20 protein-coding genes are annotated in these 23,024 nt (G+C 54.3%); 17 read left to right on the top strand and 3 right to left on the bottom strand.

Annotated elements, in window-relative coordinates; genetic code table 11:
- Nucleotides 1-15: 15 nt before the first annotated feature.
- From mutL to HZS80_RS00310, 8 genes are all read left to right on the top strand, one after another.
- On the top strand, nt 16-1,923 hold the full coding sequence (gene mutL / locus HZS80_RS00275; RefSeq protein WP_035566861.1) for a DNA mismatch repair endonuclease MutL: 1,908 nt from the start codon (nt 16-18) through the stop codon (nt 1,921-1,923).
- Nucleotides 1,924-1,977: 54 nt separating this feature from the next.
- The gene (gene miaA, locus HZS80_RS00280; RefSeq protein ID WP_035566416.1) at nt 1,978-2,916 is read left to right on the top strand and encodes a tRNA (adenosine(37)-N6)-dimethylallyltransferase MiaA; all 939 of its coding nucleotides are present in this window, start codon (nt 1,978-1,980) and stop codon (nt 2,914-2,916) included.
- Between the two features lie 165 nt (nt 2,917-3,081).
- Nucleotides 3,082-3,330 carry an RNA chaperone Hfq gene (gene hfq, locus HZS80_RS00285; RefSeq protein ID WP_007114649.1) on the top strand — a complete coding sequence of 83 codons (249 nt, stop codon included), beginning with the start codon at nt 3,082-3,084 and terminating at the stop codon, nt 3,328-3,330.
- A 37-nt stretch (nt 3,331-3,367) separates the two neighbouring features.
- The gene (gene hflX / locus HZS80_RS00290; protein WP_035566413.1) at nt 3,368-4,678 is read left to right on the top strand and encodes a ribosome rescue GTPase HflX; all 1,311 of its coding nucleotides are present in this window, start codon (nt 3,368-3,370) and stop codon (nt 4,676-4,678) included.
- Between the two features lie 148 nt (nt 4,679-4,826).
- Nucleotides 4,827-6,101, top strand: a complete 1,275-nt coding sequence (gene hflK, locus HZS80_RS00295) for an FtsH protease activity modulator HflK (RefSeq protein WP_035566412.1) — start codon at nt 4,827-4,829, stop codon at nt 6,099-6,101.
- Nucleotides 6,102-6,998: a protease modulator HflC gene (gene hflC / locus HZS80_RS00300; protein ID WP_035566410.1), complete on the top strand. Its 897-nt coding sequence runs from the start codon at nt 6,102-6,104 to the stop codon at nt 6,996-6,998.
- Nucleotides 6,999-7,197: 199 nt separating this feature from the next.
- Complete coding sequence (locus HZS80_RS00305; RefSeq protein ID WP_179914799.1) at nt 7,198-8,394, top strand: ATP phosphoribosyltransferase regulatory subunit; 1,197 nt, start codon at nt 7,198-7,200, stop codon at nt 8,392-8,394.
- A complete protein-coding gene (locus tag HZS80_RS00310; protein ID WP_008958623.1) occupies nt 8,394-9,689 on the top strand; it encodes an adenylosuccinate synthase in 1,296 nt (431 codons plus the stop codon). The genes HZS80_RS00305 and HZS80_RS00310 overlap by 1 nt, the downstream gene beginning before the upstream one ends.
- An 83-nt stretch (nt 9,690-9,772) precedes the next feature.
- On the opposite strand, the gene cobO is transcribed toward HZS80_RS00310, so the two are convergent.
- Nucleotides 9,773-10,372 (bottom strand): cob(I)yrinic acid a,c-diamide adenosyltransferase, encoded by a 600-nt coding sequence (gene cobO / locus HZS80_RS00315; RefSeq protein WP_035566406.1) that lies wholly within the window; start codon nt 10,370-10,372, stop codon nt 9,773-9,775.
- 256 nt (nt 10,373-10,628) lie between these two features.
- Between cobO and HZS80_RS00320 the strand changes: the two genes are divergently transcribed.
- The 4 genes from HZS80_RS00320 to HZS80_RS00335 all read left to right on the top strand — a co-directional run bounded on the left by HZS80_RS00320 (nt 10,629) and on the right by HZS80_RS00335 (nt 15,659).
- On the top strand, nt 10,629-11,114 hold the full coding sequence (locus tag HZS80_RS00320) for a YajQ family cyclic di-GMP-binding protein (RefSeq protein ID WP_035566403.1): 486 nt from the start codon (nt 10,629-10,631) through the stop codon (nt 11,112-11,114).
- Nucleotides 11,115-11,188: 74 nt separating this feature from the next.
- Nucleotides 11,189-13,819: an aminopeptidase N gene (gene pepN / locus HZS80_RS00325; protein WP_179914800.1), complete on the top strand. Its 2,631-nt coding sequence runs from the start codon at nt 11,189-11,191 to the stop codon at nt 13,817-13,819.
- 38 nt (nt 13,820-13,857) lie between these two features.
- Entirely contained in the window at nt 13,858-14,817 is a 960-nt protein-coding gene (gene yegS / locus HZS80_RS00330) for a lipid kinase YegS (RefSeq protein ID WP_179914801.1), read from the top strand.
- 44 nt (nt 14,818-14,861) lie between these two features.
- On the top strand, nt 14,862-15,659 hold the full coding sequence (locus HZS80_RS00335; RefSeq protein WP_179914802.1) for a hypothetical protein: 798 nt from the start codon (nt 14,862-14,864) through the stop codon (nt 15,657-15,659).
- A gap of 80 nt (nt 15,660-15,739) precedes the next feature.
- On the opposite strand, the gene HZS80_RS00340 is transcribed toward HZS80_RS00335, so the two are convergent.
- Entirely contained in the window at nt 15,740-15,943 is a 204-nt protein-coding gene (locus tag HZS80_RS00340; RefSeq protein WP_007114660.1) for a cold-shock protein, read from the bottom strand.
- Between the two features lie 135 nt (nt 15,944-16,078).
- Between HZS80_RS00340 and HZS80_RS00345 the strand changes: the two genes are divergently transcribed.
- Nucleotides 16,079-16,735 carry a LysE family translocator gene (locus HZS80_RS00345; protein ID WP_035566396.1) on the top strand — a complete coding sequence of 219 codons (657 nt, stop codon included), beginning with the start codon at nt 16,079-16,081 and terminating at the stop codon, nt 16,733-16,735.
- 35 nt (nt 16,736-16,770) lie between these two features.
- Here the strand turns inward: HZS80_RS00345 and HZS80_RS00350 are convergent, their stop codons facing one another.
- Complete coding sequence (locus HZS80_RS00350; protein ID WP_179914803.1) at nt 16,771-18,720, bottom strand: transglycosylase SLT domain-containing protein; 1,950 nt, start codon at nt 18,718-18,720, stop codon at nt 16,771-16,773.
- A 137-nt stretch (nt 18,721-18,857) separates the two neighbouring features.
- Here HZS80_RS00350 and HZS80_RS00355 point away from each other — a divergent pair, with 137 nt between their 5' ends.
- The 4 genes from HZS80_RS00355 (at nt 18,858) to sixA (ending at nt 22,966) form a co-directional block, all read left to right on the top strand.
- Nucleotides 18,858-19,190, top strand: a complete 333-nt coding sequence (locus HZS80_RS00355; RefSeq protein ID WP_179914804.1) for a YkvA family protein — start codon at nt 18,858-18,860, stop codon at nt 19,188-19,190.
- A 135-nt stretch (nt 19,191-19,325) separates the two neighbouring features.
- Complete coding sequence (gene htpG, locus HZS80_RS00360) at nt 19,326-21,260, top strand: molecular chaperone HtpG (RefSeq protein ID WP_179914805.1); 1,935 nt, start codon at nt 19,326-19,328, stop codon at nt 21,258-21,260.
- 103 nt (nt 21,261-21,363) lie between these two features.
- Nucleotides 21,364-22,494 carry an NAD(P)H-dependent glycerol-3-phosphate dehydrogenase gene (locus HZS80_RS00365; RefSeq protein WP_179914806.1) on the top strand — a complete coding sequence of 377 codons (1,131 nt, stop codon included), beginning with the start codon at nt 21,364-21,366 and terminating at the stop codon, nt 22,492-22,494.
- The gene (gene sixA, locus HZS80_RS00370) at nt 22,487-22,966 is read left to right on the top strand and encodes a phosphohistidine phosphatase SixA (protein WP_179914807.1); all 480 of its coding nucleotides are present in this window, start codon (nt 22,487-22,489) and stop codon (nt 22,964-22,966) included. Before HZS80_RS00365 ends, sixA begins: the two co-directional genes overlap by 8 nt.
- The last annotated feature ends 58 nt before the right edge of the window (nt 22,967-23,024 follow it).

The raw sequence follows: 23,024 nt of genomic DNA on the forward strand, positions 1-23,024 counted from the left end.
TTCAAGTTGACTGATATGACCGCTACCGCGCCGCGTATTCATGTGCTCGACCCACGGTTGGCCAACCAGATTGCCGCTGGTGAGGTGGTTGAGCGCCCTTCGTCGGTGACCAAAGAGCTGATTGAAAACGCCATTGATGCAGGTAGCCAGCGTATCGAAGTGGAGATCGAGCAGGGTGGCGCGCGACTGATTAAGGTGCGCGATGACGGGATTGGCATTGGCGAAGAGGATTTGCCGCTGGCCCTGGCCCGCCATGCCACCAGTAAGATTGGCAGCCTGGAAGACTTAGAGGGCGTTAGCTCGCTAGGCTTTCGCGGCGAGGCCTTGGCATCAATTAGCTCTGTCTCACGGCTGGAGCTGATCTCCAATGCCGAAGATGACCCCCGCCATGGCTGGCGGGTGGTCGCGGAAGGGCGGGGAATGGAAGCCAGGGTTACCCCCGCGCCACACCCACGGGGTACTAGCGTCGGCGTGCGCGACCTGTTTTTTAATACCCCCGCCCGGCGCAAGTTTCTGCGCACTGAAAAGACCGAATTTGCCCATGTGGAAGAGGCGTTTCGCCGTCAGGCGCTATCGCGTTACGACATCGCCTGGGTATTGCGCCATAACCAAAAAGTCATTCATCAACTACCCGCCGGCCATTCTGCAGCGGCCCGTGAGCGGCGTATCGCCTCGCTGCTGGGCAAAAATTTTATCGAGCACGCCCGCTATATCGAACGCGAAGCGGGCGGTTTGCGGCTAAGCGGCTGGGTGGGGCTGCCCACCCACTCCCGCTCCCAGGCCGACCAGCAGTACTTTTTTGTCAATGGACGCGTAGTGCGCGACCGCTTGGTGGCCCATGCGGTGCGTCAGGCGTATCGCGATGTGCTGTTTAACGGTCGGCATCCGGTGTTTGTGCTCTATCTGGAGCTTGATCCAGACGTTGTGGACGTAAACGTCCACCCCACCAAGCATGAAGTGCGCTTTCGTGATGGTCGTATGGTTCACGATTTTCTCTATTCGAGCCTCCACCACTCCCTGGCGTCCGCTAAACCCGCCGAGACCCCAGGGGAGGGGGGGGGCGAGGTGGCTGACACGTCAGGCGCATTGGCACAGGGCGCGGCTTCAGAAGCGAACGCTGAACAGCCCCGTTGGCAGCAGCAGGGGATTGCGCTGACCCACTCGCCGGATCGTCACCCTGGTGCAGAGCGTGTGCGCCGCTTTATGCAGGGTTATCAGGCGCTCCATCCCAATCACGAAGAGACGCTGTTAACACCGCAGACGAGCGCTCCTGGTGAGCGAGGTAGCGAGGTGCGTGAAGCGCCCCTGTCCATGCCCGACAACGATCCCACTGCACCACCGCCGCTGGGGTTTGCGTTGGGACAGTTGCACGGCATTTATATTCTGGCTCAAAACGCTGAGGGGTTGGTGCTGGTGGATATGCATGCCGCTCATGAACGAATTGTCTATGAGCGTATGAAAACACAGCTAGCGGCTGCTAAAGGATTAGATGCCCAGCCGCTGCTAGTGCCGGTTTCTATCGCCGCTAGTCGGGCAGAAGTGGCGACGGCTGAGAGCGAGCAAGAGGCCATTGCCAAGCTGGGCATTGAGCTGGATGTTGCCGGACCGGAAACACTGCTGGTGCGCCAGTTGCCAGCGTTGCTCTCTCAGGCGGACCCTGAGGCTTTAGTGCGACAAATGCTAGAGGAGTTGGCGCGCTATGGGCGCACTCATCAGGTCGAGGCGCGGCTACATGAGCTACTCTCTACCATGGCGTGCCATGGCAGCGTACGTGCTAATCGGCGGCTTACGATCGACGAAATGAACGCGCTGTTGCGCGACATGGAGCGCACGGAGCGCAGTGATCAGTGCAATCACGGCCGACCCACCTGGACACAGATGGGGCTAAAAGCACTTGATCGGTTGTTCTTAAGAGGCCAATAGCAGCATGACGAACGACAATTTAATTTCTGAAAAATAGTGGAGCACTACCCGCGCATGGCTGATACGCGCCCTTGGGCAATTTTTTTGATGGGTCCGACTGCGGCCGGGAAAACCGATACCGCGATCGCGCTGCATGAGCGCTTAGGGCATGAACTGATCAGTGTTGATTCAGCTATGGTGTATCGCGGTATGGATATTGGTAGCGCCAAACCTAGTGCCGCTGAACTTGCTCGCGCACCCCATCACTTGATTGATATCCGCGATCCTGCAGAGCCCTATTCAGCGGCTGACTTCCGTGAAGATGCGATAGAGCTGATGCGACAAATCAGCGCGGCGGGCCGGGTTCCTCTATTGGTTGGCGGTACCATGCTTTATTACAAGCGGCTGATAGAGGGGGTGGCCAGTTTACCTTCTGCTGATCCGGTCATACGGCAACAACTTGAAACACAATGGCAATATGAGGGGCTGGAGTCGCTGCATAAACGGTTGTCCGAAGTGGATGCAGTTTCTGCTCAGCGTATCCATCCCAATGATCCTCAACGCTTAATACGTGCGCTAGAAGTGTATTATGCCAGCGGTCGGCCAATGAGTGAGTTATGGGCGGAGCAACAGCCTGAAACCTTTCCATGGCGCGTGTTGTCGATAGCGTTGGCACCTAGTGATCGTGCCCTTTTGCACCAACGTATCGCTAAGCGCTTTGAACTAATGATGGATGAGGGCTTGATAAATGAAGTCACTGCCCTCAAAAAGCGTAATGACTTACATTTAGGCCTACCGGCGATGAAGAGTGTTGGTTATCGTCAAGTGTGGGAGTATCTGGAAGGTGAGTATGATTACGCCACGCTTGTAGAGCGGGGTATAATCGCGACTCGCCAGCTCGCAAAGCGTCAGCTAACGTGGTTAAGAAGCTGGCCATCGCTTGAATGGGTGGATTCGCAGCACCCTGACGCGCTTGATAAGGTGTTGAAACTCGTGCGTGAAAGCGGTGCTTAGCGTAAGATAGTTCTTCAAGATAGTAATTTAGTAAGCGTATGTTTTCGAATGGCCACTTGGCCTTTTCGACAACATTAGGCCTTTCGGGCAAAAAGATTGCGGCGTAGCACTAGTAGGGCACGCCATTTGATAATTAACCCCAACGACAGTTTTAGGGAGAGCAACATGTCCAAAGGGCAGTCCCTTCAAGACCCGTACTTGAACATTCTGCGCAAAGAGCGCATTCCGGTCTCCATCTTTTTGGTCAACGGCATTAAGCTTCAGGGCCAGATCGAATCGTTTGACCAGTTTGTTATCTTGTTGCGCAATACCGTCAGTCAGATGGTTTATAAACACGCTATTTCTACGGTGGTTCCGTCTCGTAACGTACGCTTGCCTGCGCAAGACCCGGCAGAGCAAGACGCGGAGATTTAACACTGCTGGATAAGCAAGAGATTCCACGAGGTATTGATTGTTTTTCGAACGCCCAGACGCCGGTGAAACGGCAGTTCTTGTTCATGTCGATTTCCATGATGAGCAAAAACGTGAAGACCCGGGTGAGTTTCTAGAGCTCGTGCGCTCTGCGGGTGCAGAGCCTGCGACTCTACTCACTGCCAGCCGCCACCGGCCTGACTCACGTACATTTATTGGGTCAGGAAAGCTGGAAGAGTTGCGGGCACTGCTCGCGGCTCACGCGGCAGAATTGGTGATCTTCAATCACAGCTTAAGTCCCTCTCAAGAGCGCAATGTTGAGCAAGAGCTCAAGTGCCGAGTGCTTGACCGTACCGGTCTTATTCTCGATATTTTTGCGCAGCGGGCGAGAACGCATGAAGGTAAGCTGCAAGTAGAGCTTGCTCAGCTTGAATATATGTCGACTCGCCTAGTGCGCGGGTGGACGCACCTTGAGCGCCAAAAAGGCGGGATTGGCCTGCGCGGCCCGGGCGAAACTCAGCTTGAAACCGACCGACGCCTGCTGCGTGGACGGATTAAATCGATTCACAAGCGGCTGGATAAAGTGCGCAGCCAGCGCGACCAGAATCGTCGCGCCCGTGCTCGCGCTGAAATCCACAGTGTATCGCTGGTGGGCTATACCAACGCGGGTAAATCGACGTTGTTCAACGCGTTAACTAACTCTGATGTTTATGCCGCTGATCAGCTGTTTGCCACACTAGACCCAACGCTTCGGCGGCTTGAAATTGAAGACGTCGGACCTGTGGTAATGGCGGACACCGTCGGGTTTATCCGTCATTTACCGCACAAGCTGGTTGAGGCGTTTCAAGCAACCCTTCAAGAGGCTTCAGAAGCGTCGTTGCTGGTACACGTGATTGATGCAGCAGATCCTGACCGCGAATTAAATGTGGAGCAGGTGGAGCTAGTGCTAAAAGAGATTGGTGCAGATGATGTGCCAGTGCTCAAAGTCATGAATAAAATTGATAAGCTCGACAGCGTGCCGCGTATTGAACGTGATGGTCATGGTGTGCCAGAGGTGGTTTGGCTCTCAGCGCAGCAGGGCCAGGGGCTAGAATTGCTTCATGAAGCACTGACTGAACGCTTAGCAAACGATGTGATTGGCTTCTCGCTGACACTTAATCCTGAGCAAGGTAAGCTGCGTGCTGGTCTTCACGAACTGAATGCAGTTCGTGAGGAAGCTTTTGATGAGCAGGGACATTCGGTGCTGGATGTGCGCTTGCCGCGGCGCGATTTTAATCAGTTGATGGCTCAGTTAGGCGAGCGTGCCAATACTTATTTACCGGTAGCATTACGTGAATCCGATGAGTGGTAGGCTGCTTATTACGAATCTTAAAGCGCTGCTTGTATTCTGCTTTGTATAAAAATGGTACAAGGTTTATAGAGCAATAATATCAAAACGCAAATGCTATCGTTTAAAACGTTGGCATTTGCGTTAGCGAATACCTTAGTGGAGACGAAGTATGGCCTGGAATGAGCCTGGTGGTGGCAACCAGCACGACCCTTGGAGTAGTGGCGGCCGACGCGGTGGAAATGATAATGATGGAAACCGTGGCAGTAATAATGGTGGCAACAACGGCAATAAAGGAGGTAACAACCAAGGCCCTCCTGATCTGGATGAAGCGCTGAAAAAATTTCAGGATAAGCTCAACAGTATGCTGGGTGGCGGTAAAAAAGGCGGCAGCAAAAAAAGCGATGGTGGTGGCGGTGGCGGTAAAAGCCGTAACCCTTTCGCTTTGCCTGGCTTACTGATTATTGTTGCGCTGGCGATTTGGGCTGCGATGGGTTTTTACCTAGTCGACCAATCCGAGCGTGGTGTTGTGCTTCGTTTTGGCGAATTCCAGGGCATAGTAGAGCCCGGCCTGCAGTGGAATCCGCCATTGATTGACGAGGTGCGGATGGTGAATGTGACCCGCGTTCGCTCATTGACACAAACGCAGTCCATGCTGACCCGCGATGAAAACATTGTTGAAGTTGAAATTTCAGCACAGTACCAAGTTGCTAATCCCCGTGATTTCGTTCTAAACGTGCGTGATCCCGCTATCTCAATCGAGAATGCGTTGGATTCGGCGCTGCGTCACGTGGTGGGCGGTACTGATATGATCGATATTCTGACCTCGGGTCGTGAGATCCTGGGCAGCTCTGTCTCTAGTCGCCTGCAGTCCTATCTTGATAACTATGGTGCTGGTATTCGTTTGCAAACCATCAACATTGAGTCGACATCTGCGCCTGCGCCGGTAATTGATGCCTTTGATGACGTTATCCGTGCCCGTGAAGATCGTCAGCGTACGATCAACGAAGGTATGGCTTACGCCAATGCGATTATCCCTGCTGCCCAGGGTCAGGCCCAGCGTGTGGTTGAGCAGGGCCAGGGTTACCGTGAGTCGGTAGTGGCTGAAGCGCAGGGTCAAGCCAACCGCTTTAACTCGCTACTCTCCGAGTACGGTAATGCGCCGGATATCATGCGCGAGCGTATGTATCTAGACACAATGGAAGAAGTGTTTAGTAATTCGCCGAAAGTACTGCTGGATGTGAGCGAAAACGCCCCCTTAATGTATCTCCCGCTGGATCAAATGCGCGGCGGTACTAGTGGCAATCGCAGCAATTCATCGTCGAGCGATAGTGCGAACAACAGTGATGACTCGTTAGACCCTGATGTGTTGGAGCGTTTGCGTAGCACCCAGGGCAGTTCATCATCGAATACCAATAGTAGCTCCATCCGCAGGGAGGGCCGTTAAATGATTAATAATCGATCCCTGCTAATCGTTGGTGGTCTGGCTGCCGTTGCGTGGCTGGCGAGCAACACTCTGTACGTGGTAGACGAAACTGAACGCGCCGTTAAGCTGCGTTTTGGTGAAGTCATCGAAGAGAATATTCAGCCTGGTTTGCACGCAAAAGTGCCGATCGCGCAAACGATTCGTAAGTTTGATACGCGTTTGCTAACGCTGGATACCGATACTAGCCGTTATCTGACGCTTGAGCAGAAAGCGGTGATCGTTGACTCCTACGTTAAGTGGCAAGTTATTAACCCAACGCGCTACTACGAGGCGACGGCTGGCGATGAGCTGATGGCTATTCGCCTGATTCAACCGCGTGTGGATGAAAGCCTGCGTAATGAGTTTGGTCGTTTGAACCTGCAAGAGATTATTGCCGAGCGACGTGATGATCTGATGACAGGCCCCACCGCCGAACTCGACGAGTTGATGCGTGAGGAATTAGGTGTAGCTATCCGCGATATTCGTATTAAGCGGATCGACCTGCCTGAAGACGTCTCGGCAGCTGTTTTTGAACGTATGCGTTCCGAGCGTGAGCGTGAAGCTCGCGAGTGGCGTGCTCAAGGTCAGGAAGAGGCTGAGCGTATTCGGGCCAATGCAGATCGCCGCCGCCAGGTGTTGCTTGCGCAAGCCAATGAGCGCTCAGAAACCCTGCGCGGTGAAGGTGATGCCCAGGCGGCTGCGATCTTCTCTGAAGCGTATGGTCAGGATCAGGAGTTCTTTTCCTTCTGGCGCAGCCTAGAAGCTTATCGCGAAAGCTTTGCTGACGATGGCAATCTGATGGTGCTGGAGCCAAATAGCGATTTCTTCCGCTATTTGCGTAACCCAGAGCCGAAAGGAAGCGACAGCGACAGTGAGTAAGTAGCGTTTGACCGGTATTCCTCGTCTCGTCATTCATAGGGCTTGGCGGGGTTTATCCGGCCAATAAACGTGATAGAATTTATCAACCGGGCGTCGCCCGGTTTTTTTGTGGCCCTCATTTAACGCTGGCGTCGGCAATCATATTGCTTCGTTACTGCTTGAGTTTGTTGGGCCTTCATCGTCTTGCAGGATTGTTCACATGACCATCGCTGACCGCTGGCTACTGCCCGACGGCATGGATGAGGTACTTCCGCCTCAGGCAAGCCGCATGGAAGAGCTGCGCCGCGCGCTGCTCGATCTTTACCATTGCTGGGGCTATGACCAAGTAATGCCGCCGCCGGTTGAGTTTCTGGACTCCTTGTTAACAGGTACGGGTACAGATCTCGATCTACAGACTTTTAAGCTGACCGACCAGCTAACCGGCCGCATGATGGGCGCCTCCGCTGACGTAACGCCGCAAGTGGCGCGCATGGATGCCCATTCGCTTAAGCGACAGGGGCCAGTGCGCCTTTGTTATTGCACCAACGTATTGCGTGCAAAGGCGGATCAGCACCAAGGCGGGCGTAGTCCCGTGCAGGTAGGTGCTGAACTGTTTGGCCATGCTGGGCTTGAGGCTGACAGTGAAATTATTCACTTGGCGCTGGCCAGTATGAAAGCGGCCGGCGCTCAGGAGATCCACCTAGCGCTTGGGCACATCGGTATTTACCGCAGCCTAGTTGAAGCAGCAGTGCTCAGCGATGAGCAGGAAAGCGCGCTATTTGAAGCGTTGGCGCTCAAATCGCCTACCCAATTAGCACAGCTTGTAGACGCTAGTGTTAGTGATCCGGCATTAGCGGATATGCTGTTGGCGCTTGGTGAGCTGCATGGCGGGGCGGATATTCTAAGCCAGGCGCGCGAGCGTTTTGCCGGCGCTCCAGCCTCGGTCACGGCGGCATTGGATCAGTTGGATGCGCTCTATCAAGGCGTACTGGCACGCTTTGATGTGTCGCTCTACTTTGACTTGGCTGAGTTGCGTGGCTATCAATACCATACCGGTATGATGTTTGCCGCCTACGTGCCGGGCTATGGGCATGCGCTTGCTAAAGGCGGGCGTTATGACGATACAGGGCGTGCCTTTGGTCGCGCTCGCCCCGCTACCGGTTTCTCGATGGATCTTAAACAACTGGCGTCGTTGGCGCTGGCTGCCCCGAGTTGCGGTAGTATTTGGGCACCCGCCCAGCAGGATGAGTCGCTCAACGCTGCCATTGTTGCACTGCGTGAGCAAGGGGAACGCGTGATTCAAGCGCTGCCTGGGCAGCGTACTGGGCCGGCGGAGCATGAATGTGACCGCCGTCTTGAGCTTATCAATGGTCGTTGGCAGCCAACGGCCCTGACACAAGAGACGAGTGCATCATAATGGGTAAGAATGTCGTAGTGCTGGGCACCCAATGGGGTGACGAGGGCAAAGGTAAGATTGTTGACCTGTTGACTGAATCAGCATCCGCCGTGGTGCGTTTCCAAGGTGGTCACAATGCTGGCCATACGCTGGTCATTGACGGTGAAAAAACCGTTCTTCACCTGATTCCTTCCGGCGTTTTGCGTCCAGGCAAAACCTGCGTGATTGGTAATGGCGTGGTGCTTTCCCCGGAAGCGCTGATCAAAGAGATCCGTGAGCTGGAAGCTAAAGGCGTACCGGTGCGTGAGCGCCTGCGTCTTTCACCCGCTTGCCCGCTGATCCTGCCTTATCATGTGCGCCTGGATCAGGCCCGTGAAAAGGCCCGTGGTATCGCTAAAATTGGCACCACCGGCCGGGGCATTGGTCCCGCCTACGAAGATAAAGTGGCACGCCGTGGCCTGCGCTTAGGCGATATGCTTCATCGCGAGCGCTTTGCTTCCAAGCTGGGTGAAGTGCTCGACTACCATAACTTCGTGTTGGTGAATTACCACGGCGAACCGGCAGTCGACTTCCAGGAAGTGCTGGATACCGCGATGCAAATGGCGGAAGAGCTTCGCCCAATGGTCTGCGACACCGTCAGCATGGTGCACGACCTGCGTAAAGCCGGTGAGAACATCCTATTTGAAGGTGCTCAAGGCTCGCTGCTGGATATCGACCATGGTACTTACCCTTACGTCACCAGCTCGAACACCACTGCAGGCGGCACCGCCACTGGTTCTGGCGTCGGTCCGCTCTATTTGGATTACGTGCTGGGTATTACCAAGGCATATACCACTCGCGTGGGTTCAGGCCCATTCCCCACTGAGCTATTTGACGTTGATGGCCGCCACCTCGCCGAGCGTGGCCATGAGTTTGGTGCCACTACTGGCCGTGCACGACGCTGCGGTTGGTTTGACGCCGTAGCACTGCGTCACGCGGTGCAGATCAACTCGGTCTCTGGCATCTGCTTGACCAAGCTGGATGTACTGGATGGACTGGAAAATATCCGCGTCTGCGTTGGCTATCGCAGTAAAGATGGCGACGTGCTGGATAATCCTGTGGATTCGGAAGGCTATGAAGCTGTCGAACCGCTTTATCAGGATTTACCAGGCTGGAAAGAGTCCACGTTGGGCGCTAAACGGGTCGAAGATTTGCCTGCCAATGCCCGCGCCTACATCAGCTTCCTCGAAGAGCAGGTGGGTACGAGTATTGACATCATTTCTACTGGTCCAGACCGTATGGAAACCATCGTGCTGCGTAACCCGTTCGATAGTTAATAACGGTTCAAGCTGGCTATTAATGAGCAGATGAGCAAAAGGGGCAACGGAGTTGCCCCTTTTCTGTATGTATCAGCTTATATTTAAAAGTCGATGCCACGGCGCGCTTGTAAGCCGTTATTGAAGGCATGACGAACTTCCTGCATTTCGGTCACCGTATCGGCCATGGCGACTAGCTCGCGATGGGCATTTCTTCCCGTAATAATCACCGTCTGTTCCATCGGGCGTTTCTCCAGCGCTTGTTTAACGGTTTCAATGTCCAAGTAACCAAACTTGAGCATATAGGTAATTTCATCAAGCACCACCAGATAGATCTCTGGGTCCGCTAGCATACGCTCGGCGTCTTGCCATACTGCGTGGCACGCCTCTGTATCCGCTTGGCGATTCTGGGTGTCCCAGGTAAAGCCGGTGGCCATTATCGCCACCTCAAGATTGGTGTCTTCCTCTAGACGGTTACGTTCGCCGCACTCCCAGAGACCTTTAATAAACTGCACCACGCCAACTTTATAGCCATAACCCAAGGCACGGGTGACCGTCCCCCAGGCTGCGGTGGTTTTGCCTTTGCCGTTACCGGTATTAACAATGATTAGGCCGCGCTGCTCGTCGGCACTGGCGACTTTCTCATCTACGCGTGCTTTCAACTTCTGCATGGAGGCTTTATGGCGGGTCTCGCGGTCACTCATGATGTCTCCTGGAGGTAACGTTTTTTAAGATGGCAAGAAGCTTGTCGCGCTAGCCTAAGTCATCTAACAGGGGTTGAACATCTTTTTGAAGGGCTTGAAGGATAACTTTTGTATAGATTTAGGTGAGTGATAATCAAGTTTTGGTTCAATAAAACAGGCTTCAACACCGAAAAGAACAAGAGATAAACAACAGAATTGGCCCCTAGGGGGCTGGCTGCTCTAGAATAGGTGGTCATGTCTTGTCAGGAATTACATCATGCCTTCATTTGATATTGTCTCAGAGTTCGATAAGCACGAAGGTGCTAACGCCGTTGATCAAGCTAACCGAGAAGTGCAGTCGCGTTTTGATTTTAAAGGCGTCGATGCAAGCTTCACTTTGGAAGGCGACAAAGTGCAGCTAGAGGCGGAAGTTGATTTCCAGCTTAAGCAAATGCTTGATGTGCTGCGAGCCCGTCTTATCGCCCGTGGCATCGATGCCCGCTGTATGGACGTTCAAGACCCGGTGCTCTCTGGCGTGAAAGCGCGCCAGGAAGTCGCTTTAAAGGAAGGGCTCGATGCGGCGGAAGCCAAAGATGTGGTTAAGCGCATCAAAGCTAGCAAGCTCAAAGTACAGGCACAAATTCAGGGTGAGAAGGTGCGGGTAACGGGTAAAAAGCGCGACGATTTACAGGCTGTTATGACACTGCTGCGGGGCGAAGAGGGACCGGATTTGCCGCTCCAGTTTGATAACTTCCGCGATTAGCAGGGCAGCGCCACTTGCCGCCGTCACCCGGTGTTAACTATATAAATATTCGTTTTATACAGGAGTCACGCACTATGTCTGATCCGCAGCCGGTTTATTTAAGCGACTACCAGCCACCCGCCTACCGGGTAACTCATACCGAGCTGACGTTTGATCTTGACCCCGCCGCGACCCGTGTGAAAGCGCGACTGTTGATGGAGCGACATGCGAAGGCTGACGCGAATGCGCCGCTGGTATTAAACGGCGAACATTTAAAGCTCATCTCCTTGTCAATGGATGCAACGCCGCTGAATGAATCCGCGTATCAAGTAGATGCAGAGACCCTAAGTATTGCCAATGTTCCAGAGCGGTTTGTGTTGGAGAGTGAGGTAGAGATCGCACCGCAAGAGAACACGGCGTTAGAGGGGCTTTATCAGTCCAATGGTATGTACTGTACTCAGTGCGAAGCCGAGGGTTTTCGACGTATTACCTTTTACCCTGACCGCCCGGACGTAATGGCGACCTTCAAGGTCACGGTGATCGGCGATCAGCAGCGTGAACCAGTATTACTGGCTAACGGTAACCCGTTAGAGCGCGGCGAGCTGGAAGGCGGTCGTCATTTCGTCACCTGGCAAGACCCGCATCCCAAGCCCTGTTACCTATTCGCGCTAGTGGCAGGCAACCTGCATCGCGTAGAAGATCACTTCACCACCATGAGCGGGCGCGAGGTCACGCTGCAACTTTGGGTGGAACAAGAGAACCTGGATAAAACTGAACATGCTATGGCCTCGTTGAAACGGGCCATGGAGTGGGATGAGCAGGCGTATGGTCGTGAGTACGACCTGGATCTATTTATGATCGTGGCCGTTAATGATTTCAATATGGGAGCGATGGAGAATAAAGGGCTTAATATCTTTAACTCCGCCGCGGTGCTGACGCATCCCCATACCGCTACCGATGCCGCCTTTCAGAATGTTGAAGGCATCGTTGCCCACGAATACTTTCATAATTGGTCGGGCAACCGTGTCACCTGTCGCGACTGGTTCCAGCTTTCGCTGAAAGAGGGCTTTACGGTCTTCCGTGATCAGTGCTTCTCGGCGGATACCAATTCTGCACCGGTTAAGCGCATCCAGGATGTCTCCTTTTTCCGCACGGCACAGTTTGCCGAAGATGCTGGTCCTACGGCGCATCCGATTCGTCCCGACCACTTTATTGAAATTACCAACTTCTACACCCTGACTATTTATGAGAAGGGGGCAGAAGTCGTACGCATGCTGCGTAATTTAGTGGGGGAAGAGAATTTCCGTCGCGGCTCAGATCTTTACTTTGAGCGATTCGATGGCCAAGCGGTGACGATTGAAGACTTTGTAGGCTGCATGGCGGAAACCTCCGGCGAAGAGTTAAGCCAGTTTATGCGTTGGTACTCCCAGGCAGGTACGCCGGATATTGATGCTCACGGCGAGTATGACTATGTGCATGGCGAATATCATTTAACGTTGCGACAGCGCACGCCCGCGACACCAGGCCAGCCGGATAAACTGCCGCTGCATATTCCAGTACGTATGGGGTTAGTCGGTACAAAATCAGGCCAAGACCTAACATTAACCCTCAATGGCGAAAAAATAGGCAAAGATGCCGTTATTCACCTACGTGATGATGAGCAGACCTTTGTCTTTACTGATGTCGCTGAAGCGCCGGTGCCGTCTTTACTGCGTGAATTTTCAGCGCCCGTTAAGTTGCACTTCCCCTATTCACGAGAAGATCTGGCCTTTTTGTTGACCCACGACAGCGATGGCTTCAACCGCTGGGATGCTGGCCAGCGCTTGGCGCTCTTGGCGTTGGATGACTTAATTGCTGCCCACCGTAATAGTGTCGAGAAGGTGATGGACAGCCGTGTTGTTGATGCCTTTAAAACACTTCTGAACGGCCCAATGAGCGATAAGGCGGTATTAGCTGAAATGCTGACACTTCCTTCAGAAGCCTATATTGCTGAGCAGCAGCCTATTGTGGATGTCGACGCCATACACGCGGCACGTGAATTTGTGCGCCAGTCGCTGGCGTTAGCCTTACGCGAAGAGTTTATGGCGGTCTATGAGGCCAATGTGACAGAGGAGCCCTACGCTCCGACGCCTGAGCAAATTGCCCAACGTAGTCTGAAAAATGTGGCGCTCTCCTATCTCATGTCGATCGAAGATGAGCAAGGTTTGGTACTATGTGAAGCGCAGTTTTCCGCTGATCATAATATGACCGATGTTCGTCAAGCGCTGACGTTACTGGTACACAGCGATCGCGATGATTTGGCCTCACCAGCATTGAAATCATTTGGCGAAAAATGGTCTCATGATCCGTTAGTGATGGATCAGTGGTTCACCATTCAAGTTTCACGCCCGCAGGAAGATGTGCTTGAGCGCGTGAAGTACCTGATGCAACATCCCGCTTTTTCACTTAAAAATCCCAACAAAGTGCGTGCCCTCATTGGGGCATTTGCCCAGAACCGAGTCAATTTCCACCGCTTAGATGGTCAGGGCTACCAGCTGCTGGCCGATGTGGTGATTGAGCTCAACCGGCTTAATCCAGAAATTGCCGCGCGGCTTATCACGCCGCTAACGCGCTGGCAGCGTTTTGATGAAACCCGCCAAGCATTAATGCGGTCTCAATTAGAGCGTATTAAGCAAGAGCCGCTATCTTCTAATGTATATGAGGTGGTCGAAAAAGCACTGGCATAATGGGCAACAGCAGTTAACCAAGGAAAGGAACAACAACGGTGACAGATTCGCAGCAACACTATTTACTTATTATTAATGGTAAATCTGCCGGTAACCCGGCATTGCGTGAAGCAGTCAATGAACAACGCCAAGCAGGGATGCAAATTACTGTTCGAGCTACCTGGGAAGGGGGCGACGCTGCTGATATTGCTGAGCTATCTGACGCCATGGGTATTACGCATGTGATTGCCTGCGGTGGCGATGGCACGGTTAGTGAAGTCATGAACGGGCTGATGCGTTTGCCCCATGATCGTCGGCCGGTATTAGGTATCGTGCCATTAGGCAGTGCCAATGATTTTGCCACTTCAGTTGGTTTGCCATTAGAGCCAGGTCCTGCTTTAGCCGCCGCAAGAGCGCTAAGTGCCTACCCCATTGACGTTGTGCGTGCGACGGCTGGTGCGGGTGGTGAGTCCGCAACCAGCTACTATATCAATATGACGACCGGGGGATTTGGCGCTGAAATTACCTCATCAACGCCGAAAACCCTAAAGCGACTATTGGGGGGCGGCGCCTATTCCCTGATGGGCGCGCTCAAAGCATGGCGACACCGTAGCTATCGCGGCACGCTGCATTGGGATGAAAAAGAGGAGAGTGCATCGCTACTGTTGCTAGCGCTAGGCAATGGCCGCCAATCAGGTGGAGGGCAGGTGCTGGGGCCACGGGCCAAGCTTGATGATGGTCGTCTGGATGTGCTTCTGGTCAAGGACTTTCGTTCGGTGACAGAACTGAGCAAGCTGATTAGCGAGCTGCAAAATTTTCCCTCTGAGGGGCGGTTTGTGCGCTATTTCACCACGACTCAACTAACGCTGACGACACAGGCAGGTGATCCGCCTTGGCCATTAACGCTGGATGGTGAGGCGCGCTGTTATGACCATTTTTGTGCCGAAGTAGTGCCTCTAGCGTTGCGTGTGCTGTTACCAGAGGAGTGCCCCTTACTCTCTTCCAGCAACCGGCCTTAACTGGTTTGACTCAGATTTTAAACGTTATAAAGGAGAAGTATCTAATGGCAAATCGCGTGTGGATACCTGCAGTTGCCGCAATGGCTCTACTGCTGAGTGCCTGCGGTGACTCCCAGGAAGATCCCACCGTAACACCAGATGATAATTCTGAGGTGACGGATGATGAAGCAGTGCGCGAAGAGGAGTCCCCAGCAGCGGCTGAAAACGCGGCAGAAATGTCTAGCCCCGAAGAAGTAGAGGATGACATTGAGGCACAGCAAGCCGCTGAAGAACTTGAGCAAGCGGAAGCTCTACGTGAAGGTAGTGACAGCCAGAACGGTGATAATTCTGCTGCTGATGCTGCGACGGTAGAGGCCGAAGAAGATACGCTGGCAGCCGACCCTGACGATGTGCTCAATGAGGAAAGCGCAATGCCGGGGGAAGCAACCCGTTCTGATGTCGATGAGATGATTGCCGAAACTGAACGCCGCTTTGAAGAAGCGGAAAAACGCCTTGAAGAGCAGTTTCAAGAGGTAGATCAGCAGGCGCCCACGTTAGAGCCGATGGAAAATGAAGATTTCTCGTCTAGCTGGGACGAAGACAACAGCTTGCCAGAGCGAACGCCGCTGGAAGATAACCGTGAAGCTACCGACGTTGAGGCTTTGATTGAAGATACAGAGCGTCGCTTTGAAGAAGCGCAGCAGCGTCTTGAAGAGCAGTTTCAGGAACTGGAGAGTCGAGAGGCCGAGACTGGCCCAGCGATCGAGTCAGACGCGAGTGATAGTGATATAGGCGCTAGTGAGATGGATGAGCTTGATACCAGTGAAGATAGCCAATCAGCTAATCGCAATCGTGAGGAATAAACAGTTGCGGCTAAGCTGAGCCTTAAAAATCAGCCATAAAAAAGGCCCGCGTTAGCGGGCCTTTGTCCATCCGGTAGCAATTAAGCTGGGCGGATGTTGGAAGCCTGAAGGCCTTTTTTACCCTGAGTCACTTCAAAGCTGACTTTTTGACCGTCTTGCAGGGTCTTGAAGCCTTCAGCTTGAATTTCGGAGAAGTGGGCGAACAGATCGTCTCCGCCGTCATCAGGAGAGATGAAGCCGAAGCCTTTAGTATCGTTGAACCACTTAACTGTGCCAGTTGCCATTTTCTATTTCCTTAACGTGCTTAATATTCAAACGGGCAACTCAATTGTCCACCCGCTACAATTACTCTAGATGCAAACGCGGCTGTCGTCCAGCCACATACCTAAGATTTTTTATTTCTTTGCGAGCAAGCACAAATGATGCAGTTGGGTTTTGTTGATGCGCAGTTTATTTCCTTTCTGGTGGCGATCACGCTGCTCACGATTAGCCCAGGAGTCGACACGCTGCTAGTCATCCGTAACACGGCTCGCGGAGGCATTCGCGATGGTGTGACTACCAGTGTAGCTATCTGCTGTGGGCTGTTTATTCATGCCACCATCTCTGCGTTAGGCATCTCGCTTATTCTGCTGCAATCAGCCTGGGCGTTTCATATGTTGAAGCTGGTGGGGGCGGGGTATTTGATTTGGTTGGGGGTCACCAGTTTATTGGCAGCACGGCGAGGGCAGCCGCTGCCCGTTAATGGCGTACTAAAAGAGGCGCCTGCTGTTTCTCGCTGGCAGCCGGTTAAAGAGGGATTTTTGTCCAATGTGTTGAACCCCAAAACCGTGGTGTTCTACATGGCTTTTTTACCCCAGTTCATCGCTCCTGGAGACCCAGCGCTACTGAAGTCGCTATGGCTGGCGGGGGTGCACTTTATCATTGCCAATATTTGGCAAATCAGCGTGGTTATGATGGTGGGAAGTGCCGGCAAGTGGTTGGCTAACGCACGTTTTGCGCAAGTTCTAAATGCCGCTACGGGCAGTGTATTGGTGGTGTTTGGTATTCGGCTGGCATTAACACAGCGCCCGGTATAAACCGGGCGCTGGTAATGTGACGAGTAGAGAAGTGCTTAGCGGCGGGCGAGGAGGGCTCGGTCGTAGCGTACCTGCTGTTCGTTATCGCTTAGCAACGAAACGCCTTCGCTATTGCCGCCGTTGGCGAGACTCTCAAAAATCACCCGATAGCTAAGCACGGCCTGCACATAGTCCCGGGTTTCGCGGAAGGGGATGCTTTCCACAAATAGGTCAAATGCCTCTACGCCATCACCTAGCCATTGGTCAACGCGGCCAGGGCCAGCGTTATAAGCCGCAGCGGCTGCTAAGCGATTGCCCTGGTAGCGTTGCAGCTTGTCACGCAAGTAGGTGCTTCCCAAGCGGATATTTAGCTCTGGGTCGAGGACGCCGTAAGGGCCAGGATCACTAATGCCGAGTTCGCGGCTGACTTGGCTGGCGGTGCCAGGCATTAGCTGCATTAATCCACGCGCCCCTGCGGGTGAAAGAGCGTTAGGGTTGTAAGCGCTTTCACGCCGGGTAATGGCCATCAGCAGGTACGGGTCTACGCCAGTGAGGCGACCCCAGTGCTGAAAGCTGTCGTGATAGGCCTGGGGGAAACGCCAATCCAGGGCGTCCCACATTTCAGCGGCAATGGTGGTCTGCACCAGGCGTGCATGCCACTGCTGCTGAGCGGCGTAGTCGGCTAGCGCTCGTGCCTGTTGCGGCGAACCGCTCTGCACCGCGTGCAGCCACTCACTGTTGGCGAGCCCATCCTCGCCAATGCGTAGCAAGGCCTCGGTGCGCTGAACGGCGGGGAGTTGCGCTATACGCTGGCGCGACGCTTCGTCAAAATGATTGCGCTCAAGGTTCAACTGATAGGGTTGGCCGAGCTTTTCTGCTGCTGCAAAGCCGTAAAAACTGCGATCCTGCGCAGCCTGCTGGTAACGTGCCTCGGCGGCCGCCTGATTGCCAAGCTGCCCATTGGCGCGGCCCAGCCAATACTGCCAACGGCTATTTTCCTGCTGAATAGCGGGCATTTCGGCAATCCAGTAGAGCACTCCGTTCCAATCACGGCTAGCCAGCGCATGGCGGACACGCAGCTCTAACACGCGCTCGCTCTCAATACTCGGTAGTACGCCGTCAACCCAACTTAGCGTGCCCGGTACATCGCGCACCAGGGCGTAAAAAGCCAACTCTTCTTCAATGGCTGCACGGTCGCTGGGCAAAAGGTTTAAACGCGGCGAGAGCGACTGCCAAGCGGCAAGTGCTGCCGAGGTGTCCTCGCGGGTAAAGCGCTGCATGGCGGCCCTGTAGAAGCTTGCCGTGGCGGCACACTCCGGGCCCAGGCAGGCGGGCGCCTGGGTAATGGCGCTGCTGCGCGCGGCAACACTATCCACAGTGTCCAGTGCGGTTTGCCACTGGCCGCTTAACAGCCCGCCAAGATAGCTTGAGAGGCTCGTTTCTCCCGCCTGCCAGGCGAGCATCTTGCGCTCCCATATAGCCGTGGCATCGATAGTGCCGTTGGCCCGCAGGCGCTCAAATAGTGGGTCGCAAGCGTTGGGCTGCGAGCTGCCTACGCGCCACAGATCTAACCCTGCCTCGCTTGCCAGCTGGGGTTGCGTCGCGAACAGCGCCGTATAGTAGTAGCACTGACGAGCAGTGCCTGCTGGCTCACCGTCGGCCACCGCGAGCAGGTCACTATAGCGCCCCGCGTGACCGTACTTTGCAATCGCTTGACCACGCAGCCACCCCGCTAGGGGGGAGTCAGCGTGCTGGTCGATAAATTGATGCACTCGGTTAGGGGAAACGTTAGGCAATTGCCCCCTTATGCGGTGGTATTCCACGTAGCCGCGCAGCGGGTGATCTGCAATTGAGCGTTCATCGACACGCGACCACTGCTGCTCCCTTGCGGCGGCGAGCGCATCGCGTAACTCACTGTCGGATGCGGCCCACGAAAACGCAGGTAATCCCGCCAGGAGTGCTGTACACAGCACACGGGCGGTATGGCGAAATGGCGAAACCAACATGGTGCTCTCTCTCTATAAATCGGTGTCACTTAATCTGGGCCTGGAGCAGCCCAAGCAGATTGCGGTGCAACCGCTATACTGAACGAATATTAGCCGTCATGATCTGACGGCCCAAATACTCAAAGGATTTAATGTTAATGGCTCCATTATCCACTTGGTGGTTGCTGCGTCGACTCAAATCCCGCGTTTGGGCGACAAAACGTATTGTGCGCGCTTTAAAACTGTTTATCCCCATGACGCGTGATGTGATCCGCGGCGACTTTAGACCAATTCCCTGGTCGGCTTTTGGCATGATGGCATTAGCGCTGGGCTACTTGGTAATGCCGTTCGACCTGATTCCCGATTTTCTGATGCTCATCGGCGTGGTCGACGACGTGCTGATTGTCGGATGGCTGCTCAATCGTATCGATCAGCGCCTGGAAGGTTATCGGGCATGGAAATATACCGATCCCGATATAACGCCTTCTTAATTCCACTTGTTTCTTAATCCCCGGCTGCTTGAAAAATTGCGGCCTATCCCCATATCAAGTTCACGAAACCATTTTATCCCGCTGCATGTAAACGCAGCGGGATACGACTCAACGTGATTGATAAGGGCTAAGCGCATGACTACAGCTACCCACGAACAAGCAACTGATAAATCGGCTAACCACGAAGAAACGCTCGGCTTCCAGACGGAAGTTAAGCAACTGCTTAATTTGATGATTCACTCCCTGTACTCCAACCGGGAGATCTTCTTACGCGAGCTTATCTCAAACGCCGCCGACGCCTGCGATAAGCTGCGCTACGCGGCCCTCGATAACGATGCGCTCTACGAAGGCGACAGCGAGCTACGTATCGAAATTGAGCACGATCGCGATGCCAACACCATCACTCTGCGTGATAACGGTGTCGGTATGAACCGCGAAGACGTAATCGCCAACTTGGGTACCATCGCCCGCTCTGGCACCGCCGAGTTTCTTAAGCAGCTCTCCGGTGAGCAGCAGAAAGACGCCAAGCTGATTGGTCAGTTCGGCGTTGGTTTCTACTCGGGGTTTATCGTTGCTGATGAAATTTCCGTGCGCACCCGCAAAGCGGGCACGCAAGCTTCCGAAGGGGTTGAGTGGCGCTCGAAAGGGGAAGGTGAGTTTACCGTTGCCGATATCGAGCGTGCTCAGCACGGTACGGAAATCACTCTGCACTTGAAAGAGGACGCCAAAGAGTTTGCTGACGACTATCGCCTGCAGGGCTTGGTTCGTAAGTACTCGGATCATATCGAAGTTCCGGTGCGCATGCCGAAAACCGAAACGGCGAAGGACGACGAGGGCAATAGCATCGAGGGTAGTGAAGTGACTACCTGGGAAACCGTTAACGAGGCGACAGCGCTGTGGTCGCGTCCCAAGAGTGAGGTTTCCGACGACGAGTACAAGGCGTTCTACAAGCACGTTGCCCACGATTTTTCTGACCCGCTGACCTGGAGTCACAACAAGGTCGAAGGCAAACTGGAGTACACCAGCCTGCTTTATGTGCCGGGCCGCGCGCCGTTTGATATGTTTGACCGCGACGGCGCCCGGGGCGTTAAGCTCTATGTGCAGCGCGTCTTTATTATGGACGACGCCGAACAATTCCTACCGCTCTATCTGCGCTTTATCAAAGGCGTGCTGGATACCCGCGAGCTGTCGCTAAACGTATCCCGTGAACTGCTCCAGCAAGACCCCAACGTCGATAAGATCAAATCGGCGCTTACCAAGCGCGGCTTGGACATGCTGAAAAAGCTCGCTAAGGATAAAGAGCAGTATCAAACCTTCTGGAATACCTTCGGCAGCGTACTGAAAGAAGGGCCGGGTGAAGATCCGTCTAACCGCGAGAAAATCGCTAGCTTGCTGCGCTTTGCCTCAACCCATACCGATACGGCTACCCAAGAGCACGCGCTGGCGGACTACGTAGAGCGTATGAAAGAGGGTCAGCAGAAAATTTACTACGTGGTGGCTGATAGCTTCAATGCGGCAAAAAATAGCCCGCATCTGGAGATCTTCCGCAAAAAAGGCATCGAAGTTCTGCTGCTGTCTGACCGTATCGATGACTGGCTGATGAGCCATCTGACTGAGTTCGATGGCAAAACCTTTGCCGATGTGGCCAAGGGTGAGCTTGACCTCGGCGATGTAGAAGACGAAGCAGAGAAGAAAGCCCAGGAAGAGACCGCTAAAGCCAAAGAGGATCTGGTGAAGCGCGTTAAAGAGGCGCTGGGCGATGGTGTGCAAGAGGTGAAAGTGACTCACCGCCTCACCGATTCGCCGGCCTGCGTCGTGCTTCCTGAGCATGAGATGGGCTACCAGATGCGCCGCATTATGGAAGCTGCCGGTCAGCCGCTGCCCGAGGTGAAGCCGATTCTTGAGCTTAACCCCAGTCATGCGCTGGTAGCACGTTTGGAAGGTGCTGAGGGCGATCTCTTTGCCCAGCTAGCTTATATCCTGCTGGATCAGGCTATCATCGCTGAGGGTGGCCACTTGGATGATCCGGCTGCCTACGTGAAGCGTTTGAATAGTGTGCTAACTGCTTAACAGGACACACTACGTAAATGACGGCCCGCTTGGTTACCCCAGCGGGCCGTCTGTTTTGGTAAAGTAAGGATATACGTTCTGCAGGACTGACTAGGACATCATCATGGCTGAGCAGCAAACCAACGTCGCAGTGCCAACCAACGTAGCGGTACTGGGGGGCGGTAGTTTTGGTACGGCGCTAGCGAGCATTGCCGCCGATAATGGCGCCCGCGTTCGCCAGTGGATGCGTGATGAAACGCTGGTCACGCAAATTAACCAAGAACATCGTAACGGGCGCTATCTGCCCCACTACGCAATGAATCCGGCCGTGGAGGCCTCAACCGACCTTCAAGCCGTACTGGCTGACGCGGAGCTAGTACTCATCGCGATTCCGTCAAAGGCCTTTCGCAGCGTGGTGCAGGCGGCGAAAGCGTGGTTGAGACCTGAGCAGATACTGGTTAGTACCACCAAAGGGATCGAACAGGAAGGCTTTTTACTGATGAGCCAAGTGCTTGAGCAGGAAACGGGCTTTAGTCACATTGGCGTGATTGCGGGGCCCAATTTGGCCTCTGAAATTGCCGATAAGCAGTTAACCGCGACTGTGATTGCCAGCGCGGATCCGCTCACGCGCACCCGCGTACAGCAGGTATTGGGCTGCCGTTACTTTCGTGTCTACGCCAGCGACGACCGCCATGGTGTTGAACTGGGCGGTGCACTGAAAAATATTTATGCGATTGCCGCCGGTATGGCGGCAGCGCTGGGCATGGGTGAAAACACCCGCAGTATGCTGATGACCCGCGCCTTGGCCGAGATGAGCCGCTTTGCCGTCGCCCGGGGGGCTAACCCGATGACCTTTTTAGGGCTGGCAGGAGTGGGTGATTTGATCGTTACCTGCTCGTCTAACCTGTCGCGCAATTACCGGGTCGGCTACGCCATGGGTGAAGGACGCACGCTGGAAGAGGCTGTCGATGCCCTTGGTCAGGTGGCTGAAGGGGTAAATACCGTTAAGCTGGTATGCGCTAAAGCAAGCGAGATGGGGGTTTATATGCCGCTGGCGGAAGGCCTCAATCACGTCTTGTTTGACGGTGTGCCCGCCCAGGAGATGGCGCGTACCCTAATGATGGGTGAGCAGAGTAGCGATGTGGAGTTTATCCTGCCCCGTGAAGCCGTGCAGCAGGCCCATCGAGACCAAGCTCCTCACAACCAGGTTTCTAAGGACCAAGTTTCTAAAGACAATGGAAGCAGGAATGCCTGATGTGCTGATTATGCGCCATGGTGAGGCCGCGCCGGGCTATCCCGACCAAGCGCGCCGACTAACGCCCCACGGCGAGCAGGAGGCCGGAAAAATGGCGCGTTGGCTGACTGAGCGCGTGGCTGATGGGAAGCTGTTTATGCCGAGGATTTATGCCAGCCCCTATGCGCGCGCGCAGCAAACCGCGCAAAGGCTCTGTGAGGCGCTGGGAACCTCGCTGGAAACGCTGGATTTTATCACTCCAGATGGCTCGCCCCATGCAGTAAGCGACTGGCTGCTTGAACAGCCTGAGAGCACACCGATTATGCTGGTTAGCCATATGCCGCTGGTGGGCGATTTAGCGGGGCTGTTGGTAGAGGGTAGCCCTGCCCAAGGCATTGGTTTTCCTACCGCCGCCATTGCTGAGTTTGAAGCCGAGGTCTGGGCGGCAGGCTGTGCGCAGCTGAAGCGTTTTACCCAGCCGAGCCAGCTTTGATGGCCATAAAGACGAAAAAGCGGCTGCCGGGGCAGCCGCTAGTAGTTAGCAACTTTCA

Source organism: Vreelandella glaciei, from assembly GCF_013415125.1.
GTDB lineage: Bacteria > Pseudomonadota > Gammaproteobacteria > Pseudomonadales > Halomonadaceae > Vreelandella > Vreelandella glaciei.